Source organism: Acidithiobacillus sp., assembly GCF_023255755.1.
Lineage (GTDB): Bacteria > Pseudomonadota > Gammaproteobacteria > Acidithiobacillales > Acidithiobacillaceae > Acidithiobacillus.
Genome location: NZ_JAGDVS010000026.1, coordinates 1 through 10202, shown reverse-complemented (window position 1 = coordinate 10202; position 10202 = coordinate 1). Strand labels below are relative to the sequence as shown.

At 61.6% G+C, this 10202-nt stretch carries 11 protein-coding genes; 9 read left to right on the top strand and 2 right to left on the bottom strand.

What is annotated here, in order from left to right; all coding sequences use genetic code 11:
- From Q0C48_RS01995 to Q0C48_RS01985, 3 genes are all read left to right on the top strand, one after another.
- The coding region (locus Q0C48_RS01995; protein WP_291521035.1) for a TolC family protein at positions 1-1375 on the top strand (1375 nt) is incomplete at its 5' end.
- 383 nt (positions 1376-1758) lie between these two features.
- On the top strand, positions 1759-2448 hold the full coding sequence (locus Q0C48_RS14610) for an HlyD family efflux transporter periplasmic adaptor subunit (protein ID WP_366936980.1): 690 nt from the start codon (positions 1759-1761) through the stop codon (positions 2446-2448).
- Positions 2449-2509: 61 nt separating this feature from the next.
- Positions 2510-3412, top strand: a complete 903-nt coding sequence (locus Q0C48_RS01985; protein ID WP_291521031.1) for a LysR family transcriptional regulator — start codon at positions 2510-2512, stop codon at positions 3410-3412.
- A 106-nt stretch (positions 3413-3518) separates the two neighbouring features.
- Here Q0C48_RS01985 and Q0C48_RS01980 read toward each other — a convergent pair whose 3' ends face one another.
- Together Q0C48_RS01980 and Q0C48_RS01975 are read right to left on the bottom strand one after the other, a co-directional pair.
- A complete protein-coding gene (locus tag Q0C48_RS01980) occupies positions 3519-4040 on the bottom strand; it encodes a hypothetical protein (RefSeq protein WP_291521029.1) in 522 nt (173 codons plus the stop codon).
- 750 nt (positions 4041-4790) lie between these two features.
- Positions 4791-5048, bottom strand: coding sequence for a hypothetical protein (locus tag Q0C48_RS01975; protein ID WP_291521027.1), 258 nt, complete (start codon positions 5046-5048; stop codon positions 4791-4793).
- A 137-nt stretch (positions 5049-5185) separates the two neighbouring features.
- On the opposite strand from Q0C48_RS01975, the gene ettA reads away from it, so the two are divergent.
- From ettA to mnmE, 6 genes are all read left to right on the top strand, one after another.
- Complete coding sequence (gene ettA, locus Q0C48_RS01970) at positions 5186-6853, top strand: energy-dependent translational throttle protein EttA (protein WP_291521025.1); 1668 nt, start codon at positions 5186-5188, stop codon at positions 6851-6853.
- Positions 6854-6923: 70 nt separating this feature from the next.
- Positions 6924-7058 (top strand): 50S ribosomal protein L34, encoded by a 135-nt coding sequence (rpmH, locus tag Q0C48_RS01965; RefSeq protein ID WP_009560916.1) that lies wholly within the window; start codon positions 6924-6926, stop codon positions 7056-7058.
- 4 nt (positions 7059-7062) lie between these two features.
- Positions 7063-7413 carry a ribonuclease P protein component gene (gene rnpA / locus Q0C48_RS01960; protein ID WP_291521023.1) on the top strand — a complete coding sequence of 117 codons (351 nt, stop codon included), beginning with the start codon at positions 7063-7065 and terminating at the stop codon, positions 7411-7413.
- Positions 7410-7625, top strand: a complete 216-nt coding sequence (gene yidD, locus Q0C48_RS01955; RefSeq protein ID WP_291521020.1) for a membrane protein insertion efficiency factor YidD — start codon at positions 7410-7412, stop codon at positions 7623-7625. The genes rnpA and yidD overlap by 4 nt, the downstream gene beginning before the upstream one ends.
- 15 nt (positions 7626-7640) lie before the next feature.
- On the top strand, positions 7641-9245 hold the full coding sequence (gene yidC / locus Q0C48_RS01950) for a membrane protein insertase YidC (RefSeq protein WP_291521018.1): 1605 nt from the start codon (positions 7641-7643) through the stop codon (positions 9243-9245).
- A gap of 28 nt (positions 9246-9273) precedes the next feature.
- Positions 9274-10202: tRNA uridine-5-carboxymethylaminomethyl(34) synthesis GTPase MnmE (mnmE, locus tag Q0C48_RS01945; protein WP_291521016.1), on the top strand; the 929-nt coding region annotated here is incomplete at its 3' end.

Below are 10202 nucleotides of genomic sequence, written 5' to 3'. Positions count from 1 at the left end.
CATCCGTGCCCCGGGACCAGCGGATGTCAAAGCCCCGGCCTGGGTGAAAAGCGTGCAGCGACTGGACGGCGCGCAGGCGTTGCCCACCGGCGCGTGGCCGCAGCAAGACTGGTGGACGGGGCTGGCCAGCGCCGGGCTCGATCAACTCATGATCCGGGCACTGAGCCCAGCCAATCCGCGTCTGGCAGAGGCCATCGATATGGTCCGCTGGGCGGCATCGGTCAGCACCTGGCGGGCGGCGGCTCTCGGCCCGCAGCTTTCTGGGCAGGCGGCCGTCACGCCTTTGCAGTTCAGCGGCAACAGCCCGCTGGGGGCGCTCGGTCTGGGCAACAAACGCTATGACAGCGGTGATGTCGGACTCGGTTTTACGCAGGCGCTCGATTTCTGGGGCAAATATGCGGACCGTCTCAAGGCGGCGCTGGGTGAACAACGCGCCGCCGAAGCGCGACTGGCGGATACTCGCCGCCTGCTCGCCGCTGCCGTCGTCAATGCCTATCTACGCTGGGCGGAAGCCGAACGGCAGCTCGCCAGCCTCCGGCGTTTGCAGCACCTCTACCAGCAGCAGCAGGCGTTGTTGCGAATCCAACGACATCTCGGCCTCGGGACCGACCTGCCCATTGCCGAGCTGTCTTTGCAGCTCCGGCAGAATACTGCCCACCTGGCGCACTGGCAGCAACGGGCGGCTGCCGCACGCTTCGCCTTGGCAGCGCTTGCGGCGATTGCGCCGGATGCCCTCCCGCTACGGCCGGTGGTGCCCGCGTCCGCAGGGATACCCACTCTGCCGCAGCATCTGAGTCTGGACCTCCTCGCCCACCGTCCCGACGTGCAGGCGGCACGCGCATTGGCGCTCGCCAGTGTCCAGCAGACCAAAGCCGCCCGCGTCGCCTTTTATCCGGACATTTCTTTCTCGGCCCTGCTGGATATGAACAGCGCCCACCTTGCTACGCTCCTGAATCCGGCGAGCTTCGCCTACAACTTTGGACCGGCCCTGCATCTGCCGATTTTTACCAGCGGCGCCCTGACCAGCCGCTTCCACGGCGCCGAGGCGCAGCAAGCCAAGGCGGTGGCCGTTTACCAGGAAAGCATCCTGCAATCTGTCCAGCAGGTGCTGACGGCGCTGTCTGGGTACCAGCTCAGCCGGCAGGCCTGGCAGGCCGAGGCGGCTGGCACCGGCGCCACCCGCCAGCAGGAAAAACTGACCACCGCCGCGCAAGCGTTTGGCCTCAGCGACCGCACGGCGGTGCTGCGGCGGCAGATCACCCTCGTTCATCAGCAAATGGCCCAGCGCCGTGCCCGTTATGCGGCGCTACAGGCCTGGGTCCAGTTGGAAACCGCATTGGGAGGCGGCTATGACCAGTCCAGACAGCACCCCTGACAATGCGAGTAAGGCCGGGGCAGACCAGAGGCGGCGCAATCTCTGGATACTGGCCGCCGTGGTCCTGCTCGGTCTGCTGGTCTACGGCCTCTGGTGGTTGCTGATCGGACAGGAGCGGCTGGAGGTAGACGATGCCTATGTCGAGGGCAACCTTTACGCGGTGGATGCGCGCACGACCGGAACCGTCGCCGCGATCCCCGCCTACGACACCATGCGGGTGGAGGCCGGTTCCCCCCTGGTGATGCTCCGCGGCGAACGTGCTGGTCGCAAGCTGCAACAGGCGGAAGCACAACTGGCGCAGGCCCGGCAAAATGCGCTGGCGCTGGTCCACGAAATTCAGGCCAGTCGCAGCAAGGAAGCGGCCCTGCGGGCCAGCCTGAACAGTGCGCAGCAGAAGGCCTGGCGCCTGCGGGCGTCGGCCAGCGCCGGTGCGAGCGAGGATATGGCCGCCATCACGGCTGCTGACGCGGTGCGGCGCCTGCAAGCCGAAATCGGCGCCGAATCGGCGCATAGCGCAGCCCTCACCGCGCAGCTCGGGGCCGCCGGCCGCCGTGTGTGCGGCGACGCAGGCCCTGGCCCTCGCCCGCCTGAACTGGACACGACGCATCATCCGCGCCCCGGTCACCGGCATCGTCGCGCAGCAGGCGGTGCAGCCCGGACAGTGGGTGCGCGCCGGTCAACGCCTGTTCACCGTGGTGCCATTGCAGCAGATGTGGGTCACTGCCAACATCAAGGAAACCCGTCTGGCGGGAGTGCGCCCCGGCGCTGCGGTGACGCTGCATTCTGATCTCTATGGTAACGGCGTTACCTATCACGGCTGGGTGGTGGGACTGGGAGGGGGCTCCGGCGCCGTTTTCGCGGTGCTGCCGCCGGAGAATGCCAGCGGCAACTGGATCAAGTTCACCCAGCGGGTGCCGGTGCGCATCGCCGTCGATCCCGGGAATTTGACCCGGTACCCGCTGCGTCCCGGTCTGACCATGACGGTACGGATCGCACTGCATGGCCCGTGGATACGGCGGCCGGGACCGGACTGGTTCCTGCGTTCCGCAGCCGCTTCACGCCCGTCTCCCTGACTGGCCGCCCCCGCCGGCCCTGGGCTACACTCGCAGTCCCGAATCCAGGAGTAATACCGAAGTGGACCTGCGTCATCTGCGCCATTTTGCAGTGCTCGCCGAAACCCTGAACTTTCATCGGGCGGCGATTCGCCTGCATCTCGCCCAGCCCTCCCTGAGCCGCAGCATCCGCGCTCTGGAAGACGAGATCGGTCTGCCGCTTTTTTTGCGTAACCAGCGGGAAGTCTCGCTCACGGCCGCTGGCCGGGTGCTCTTGCCCGAAGCCAGACAATTGCTGGCGCAGGCGCGGCGCACGGAGGCCCTGCTCGGCAATCTGCAAAACGGTCAGGCCGGCACCCTGCGGATCGGCTTTCTTGCCTCCACCGCCATTGCCCTCCTGCCTGGGCTGCTGCGCAGTTTTCGTCAGCACTTTCCGCGGGTGCATCTGGAGTTGCGGGAGATGAGCAGCGATGCGCAGTTGCAGGCCCTGCGCGATGATCAGATCGATATCGGCTTCATCCGCGATATCGGCATCCTGCCGGATATCCACCAGCATCTGCTGCAACGGGAAGCCCTGATGCTGGTGCTTCCGGAAGACCATCCCTTTGCCGCAGAGCGCGCCATAGCCTTCCACCGTCTGCACCATGAGTCATTGATTCTCCTGCGCCGCGAAGTGGCACCGGCGTCCTACGATCGCATCCTCGCCCAATGCCACATTCATGCCCTGAAGCCGCATATCCTGATGGAACTCGCCGATTCCAATGCCGTGTTCAGCGCAGTCATGGCGGGCCTTGGGTTGAGTTTCCTGTTCTCGGCCTTTGCAGAAATTCAACGTCCGGGAATCGTCTTCCGACCGCTGGCGGATACCTTGGGGGACAGTGAGGTGAGTCTCGCCTGGCGCGGGCGGCGGGAGGACGGGAATCCGGCAGCGCTGACTTTTGTGACCATGGCGCAGCAGCAGTACGCGCTACAGGCCCAGCCCTGAGACCGGCGGCACAGTCCACATCAAATCCTGATTTGCGCTACACTGGGGCAACTCCGCCCTCTGGCGGTCTGAACCCACTCTCTGGGGCGCAGGTGGATCATGAGGGTTATGCCGGACGTGTGAGCGTGGTTATGCGCCGGGCATCATTGATGCCCAACCAAAGCATCATGGTATTATCGGGGAATGCTTTGAATCCGTATTTTTCATAGAAAGATTTTGCAGAGGCGTTTTTTGCGTCCACCACAATCACCGCCACACCTATTTGCCTGGAAGCGGTAACCGAACAGATTAAGGCACTTACCAGCAAGTATCCACCAATATCCTGCCCTTTGAACTCAGTATGTCTGGCGAGGCGAACCAAGCGAATCGCAGGAATGGGGTATTGGCCTGGGTAGCGCCGTGCAAAATCCTCCGGGAATGTATCCGGTGACAGCGCATCAGCGGTGAGACTATAGAAGCCTGCCAAAATGTCTGGACGATCTTCATTAAATAAGACAAAGGTTCTGGACAGCCCCTTGTTCTGCTGCTGGAGGGCATACCTGTCGAGCCATTGGTCAAGCTCCGTTTCGCCACACCGGAACGTACTACGGGGATGCTGCCTGCTTAGAGACGCTACAACAAACCCCACTAGACATCACTTCGCACAAGAGCTCGATACCGGGCCGCCACAGCTTCCAACTCAGGCAGGGGCTCTGGTTCTGCGTCCATAGACTGCAAAACTGCTTCGCAGTCACGCCAGGTGTATCTTGATGTTGCTTCCTGACCATTGGAGAGTGGCAAAGCGACATCTTGTATTTTGAAGTTCCACGGAAGGAGGACGACGGCCCGCTGTAGTGCACTGAGCACGTCCTGTCCAGATAAGTCCGAGCTAACAATGTTGGTTTGTATTTTCCCCATTTGGTAAGTAATTAAAGTCTGGGATCTCGATGTTGGCCTATGATGAATCCTTTTTCGTATCTTGCGAGCCTTGTCGGCCTGTACTTCGGCGCGCAACATGGCTTGCGTGGATAGCGCAGCAGTGCGCCGTCTCCTACTCCGAGTCGAGGCATCAACATCGGAAATCTTGGTGCTTGCCTTCGCAGTCGATTGCACAGTTATCTCCAAATAGTCTTACCAAGCAGTGGTATAGATCAACCAATATGGTGCTAGTCTAACGCAATTTGTGTTTTCATCCTACCCGTATTGGTGTTCGTCCACAAAATATCCGGACGGAATAAGGCTGTGGAATCGTACGCGACAGCGGTGAGATACCCTGCCCAGGAGGGACAACTCACGGCAAACGGTGCCCGTGATTGACCATAGCCCCTCGCATGGTAATCTGGGCCAGGCGGGCATCCCGGATGTCCTGGTTGTGATCTCCGTGACGGGCTTGCCAGCGTCAACGATAGGCGACAGGTGCCACCTGCTTGTGCCCATCCACGATGCGGCGCAGGATATCCACTTTCACCGCCTGGCCCTTATGCGTGCTGGATACGTCCAGCAGGTGCCGGTCCACCACGTCCCGCAGGGTAGGAACAGCCGGGGTCGGGCTGGTTTCCGGCGGCGGGTATAGCCCGGCTTCGATATCCTGTTCCAGTTTGCGTGCCCAGGCCGCCGCGATAGCAGGGCTGCATAGTGTGACACGGCGCGCTGTCACAGTCCGTGTCACACTGAATGGTTATGGGCTGTTATGCCCAGTTGCAAAAACAAGGGGTTGCGGAAGGGTTCCCCGAGGTGTGACATGCGGGACTGTTTTTGTATTTTATTATACTATACAAGGGGTTACATAGGAAAATGGCGCAATACGTTTTTACGATGAATCACCTCAGCAAGATCGTGCCGCCCAAGCGCGCACTGCTCAAGGACATCTCCCTGTCCTTCTTCCCCGGCGCCAAAATCGGCGTGCTCGGCATGAATGGTGCCGGCAAGTCCACCCTGATAAAGATCATGGCGGGTGTCGACAAGGAGTTTGAAGGCGAAGCGCTGCCCATGCCCGGTCTCAAAATTGGTTATTTGTCGCAGGAACCGCAGGTCGATCCGAATAAGACGGTGCGCCAGGTAGTAGAGGAGGGTCTCGGTGACATCCTCGGCGCACAACAGGAGCTGGAGGCGGTCTATGCCGCCTACGCCGAGCCCGATGCGGACTTTGACGCCCTCGCGACCGAGCAGGCGCGCCTGGAGGCCATTGTCGCCGCCGGTGATGGCCATCAGGCCGCGCAACAGATGGAAGTCGCCGCTGACGCCCTGCGTCTCGCCCCCTGGGATGCCTTGGTTGGCCCGCTATCCGGTGGTGAAAAGCGCCGTATTGCCCTCTGCCGTCTGCTCATCAGCCGCCCCGATATGCTCCTCCTCGACGAACCCACCAACCATCTGGACGCCGAATCGGTGGACTGGCTGGAGCAATACTTACAACGCTTCTCCGGCACCGTGGTCGCCGTCACCCATGATCGTTACTTTCTCGACAACGCCGCCGAGTGGATTCTGGAGCTGGATCGTGGTCATGGCTTCCCTTACAAGGGCAACTACTCCGCCTGGCTGGAGCAGAAAGAAAAACGCCTGGAGCAGGAGGCCAGAACCGAGGTGTCGCGCCTCAAAGCGATGCAGCACGAGCTGGAATGGGTGCGACAAAACGCCAAAGGCCGCCAGAGCAAAAGTAAGGCGCGCATGGCCCGCTTTGAAGAACTGAGTTCCTACGAATACCAGACCCGCAATGAAACCCAGGAGATTTTCATCCCGGTGGCGGAACGCCTCGGCAATGAGGTGATTGAATTCCGTGATGTGACCAAGGGCTTTGGCGACAAACTGCTTTTTGAACATCTCAGCTTTAAAGTGCCGCCGGGCGCCATCGTCGGTGTTATCGGCCCCAATGGTGCCGGTAAGTCGACATTTTTCCGCATGATTGTGGGCCAGGAAACTCCGGATAGCGGCGAAGTCGTTCTCGGCTCCACCGTCAAGCTGGCCTATGTGGATCAGTCCCGCGATGCGCTCGCCGCCAAAAACAACGTCTGGGAAGAAATCTCCGGTGGGTTGGACATCCTCACCGTCGGCAAGTTTGAAATCCAATCCCGCGCCTATTGTGGCCGCTTCAACTTCAAGGGTGTCGACCAACAAAAGCTGGTGGGACAATTGTCGGGCGGTGAGCGCGGCCGCCTGCATCTGGCCAAGACCCTCATCGCCGGCGGCAACGTCCTTCTCCTCGATGAACCTTCCAACGACCTCGATGTGGAAACCCTGCGCGCGCTGGAAGATGCCCTGCTGGAGTTCGCCGGCAGCGTTATGGTCATCTCCCATGACCGCTGGTTCCTCGACCGCATCGCCACCCACATCATCGCTTTTGAAGGCGATGCCCATGTGGAATTCTTTGCGGGCAATTACCATGAGTATGAGGCCGACAAAAAGCGTCGCCTGGGTGAAGAGGGTGCCCGGCCCCACCGCCTGCGTTACAAGCCCATCGTGCGCTAAGGTGCCTTGACTTTCACGCAGCATCTCCTTATCTTCTCAGCCCTTAAGAATTATCCGCAGGAAGTGTCTCATGAAGCGTACTTTTCAGCCCAGCGTCGTTCACCGTAAACGGACCCACGGTTTCCGTGCCCGCATGGCCACTAAATCCGGCCGCCTCGTGCTCAAACGCCGTCGTGCCAAGGGCCGTCAGCGCCTCTGCCCGTAAGCCGATGAACCCGGCGCTGGCGCATCCTCATCGTTTTACCCGCGAGGATCGCCTCCGCCAGAAGGCGGCTATCCAGCGCACCCTCAAGCAGGGGCGCAAGAAGGTCTTCCCAGAATTGGTGATCTACACCTTGCATAACGAATTGCCGCACCCCCGTCTGGGGTTGGCGGTGAGCCGCAAGGTGGGTAATGCCATAGTCCGCAACCGCGTCAAGCGGCGCCTGCGCGAGGCTTTCCGGCAGCAGCCGGTGCGCGCACAAGGGCGTGACGTCCTGGTGGTGGCACGGGCTGGTGCCCGGCAACTCAGTATGCGGGCCATGAGCGTCTATTTCCAGCAATGGCTGGGGAAGGCATGAGCGCACGGGGCGTGGCCGTCGTTGTCGTGCGCGGCTATCAGTATGTCATCAGCCCCATGCTGGGACATCACTGCCGTTTTTACCCGACCTGCTCCGAATATACCTGTCAGGCCATCGAACGCTACGGCATCGCCAAAGGTTCCTGGCTAGGCATAAAACGCATCAGCCGCTGCCATCCCTGGCACCCCGGTGGTGTTGATCCCGTTCCTTAAACGCCCTGGGGCCCCATGGATAATCAGAAGACCATCCTCGCCGTTGCACTTGCCGTAGTCGTCTTCCTGCTGTTTCAGGCCTGGCAGGAGCAGAATACGCCGCAACCGGTTACGCCGACTGCCGTCCGCCAAAGTGTCACGACCCCCAGCACGCCAACACCCGCTGGGGCTACCTCACCAGCAGCAGTGACCGCACCGATGGTCGCGCCGGTCAGCACCAGTCTCCAGTCGGCGACAGGACCCACGGTGCCTTTCCAGACGCCGGTGTTCACTGGCCAGATCGGCCTGAACGGTGGCGATATTCAACACCTTGGCCTGCGCCATTATCCGCAGGCGGTGGATAACCCCGCACCCTATCCCATCCTCGACAGGACAGCGGCTAAGCTTACCGTACAGCAGAGCGGTTTCGTCAGCAGCGACGGGCAGACCCTGGTCGCCCAGTTTGCCGTTCCTGCCGTCCAGCGGGCCGCCGGCCAGCCCATCACCCTCACCGGCAAGGCCGGCCCCCTGAGCGTCGAAAAAACATGGATATTCCAGCCCGACAGCTATGTGGTGGAAGAACACATCACCATCACCAATAGCGGGTCCACGCCGTGGAATGGCAGTTATTTTGACCAGATCCTGCGTAATGATCGCACCGAAACGCACATGTTCATGTCGATTTTCACCGGCGCGGTGCTCATGCACCAGGGCAACTTCAGCGAAGTGAGTTTCGGCGATATCCACGATCATCCGGAGTTGAAGTCCGGCCCCGGCTGGGCGGGGATGATGGATCACTACTTCCTCACGGCTATATTGCCCTCCGAACAGGCGCAAACCCAAGTTTATGCGCGCCCATCGGGTACCAATTATGTCGCCGGCGTGAGTACCCCGCTGCCGACCCTGGCGCCGGGCCAGAGTACCACCATCACCCAGCAGCTCTTCCTCGGGCCGAAGCAGCAGCAAACCCTGGCCGCCATGGGTCGCGGCCTGGAGCAGACCGTGGACTACGGCTGGTTCGCCATCATCGCCGAGCCCATGCATGTGGTACTGACCTGGTTCCATGGACTGGTCGGCAACTGGGGGCTGGCGATTATCCTGCTGGTCATAGTGGTCAAGTCCATCTTCTTCTATCCCTCAGCCATCAGTTACCGCTCCATGGCCAATATGCGCAAGTTGCAGCCCAAGCTGGAGAAGCTGAAAAAGGAGGTCGGTGATGATCGCCAGAAGCTGGGCGCGGCCATGATGGCGCTGTATCGCAGCGAGAAGGTCAATCCCATGGCGGGTTGTCTACCCATCGTGCTGCAGATGCCCTTCTTCATCGCCCTGTACTGGGTGCTGGTGGAGAGCGTCTCGCTGCGGCAGGCACCCTTCATCCTCTGGATTCATGATCTGGCCATACCTGATCCCTACTACATCCTGCCTCTGCTCATGGGCGTGTCCATGTTCTTCCAGCAGCGCCTCAATCCAGCACCGGTGGACCCTATACAGAAGCGCATCATGTCCGCCCTGCCGGTGATCTTCGCGGTATTCTTCTCCTTCTTCCCGGCAGGTCTGGTACTGTACTGGCTGACCAACAACGTGGTCTCCATCGGCCAGCAGTACCTGATCACCCGCCATATCATGGCGGCCAAGGAGTAGGGTGGACCGTCCGTCTTGAGTTAAAGACATGGACTATCAGCAGGGAGACACCATTGTGGCGATTGCTACGCCGCCGGGAGAAGGCGGCGTCGGCATTTTGCGCCTCTCTGGACCACAGGCCTTGCCCATCGCGACGGCGCTCTGCGGCGGATCGAAAGCAAAACCACTGATGCCCCGCCTTGCCCATTTTCGCCGCTTTCACGCCCGCGACAGCAGCGTGATCGATCATGGCATCGCCCTCTATTTTCCCGCCCCTCACAGCTACACCGGCGAAACCGTCGTGGAATTGCAGGGCCATGGCAGCCCGCTGGCCCTCGCCAGCCTGCTCGCCGAGGCCATCGCTCTGGGCGCACGGGCGGCGCGTGCCGGCGAGTTCAGTGAACGGGCCTTTCTCAACGGTCGTCTTGATCTTGCCCAGGCCGAAGCGGTGGCCGACCTCATCCACGCCCGCAGCGACGCCCAGGCACGCGCCGCGATGGCGAGCCTGGAAGGTGCCTTCTCGCAGGCGGTCGATGGCATCCATGGCCAGCTCCTGCAACTTCTCGCTCTCGCCGAGGCCGGACTGGATTTCAGTGAAGAAGACCTCGGCGATGCCCATGAACAGGCTATCGCCGATAGCCTGATGCGGCTGGAAGGCCAGATCGCCCGTCTGCTCAAGCAAGCACAACAAGGCGCCCGACTCGCCCGTGGCGGTCGCGTGGTGCTCGCCGGACGACCCAACGTCGGCAAATCCAGTCTGATGAACGCCCTCGCCCGACGCGAGTCGGCCATCGTCACCGCCATCCCCGGCACCACCCGCGACCTGCTCCGCGAAGAAATCGTCCTCGACGGCCTGCCGGTGGAGCTTATCGATACCGCCGGGTTGCGCATGGCCACGGATGCCGTGGAGGCAGAAGGCATCGCCCGCGCCCGCAACCGCGCCACCTCCGAAATCGGCACGCTCAAGGGCAAGTTCAG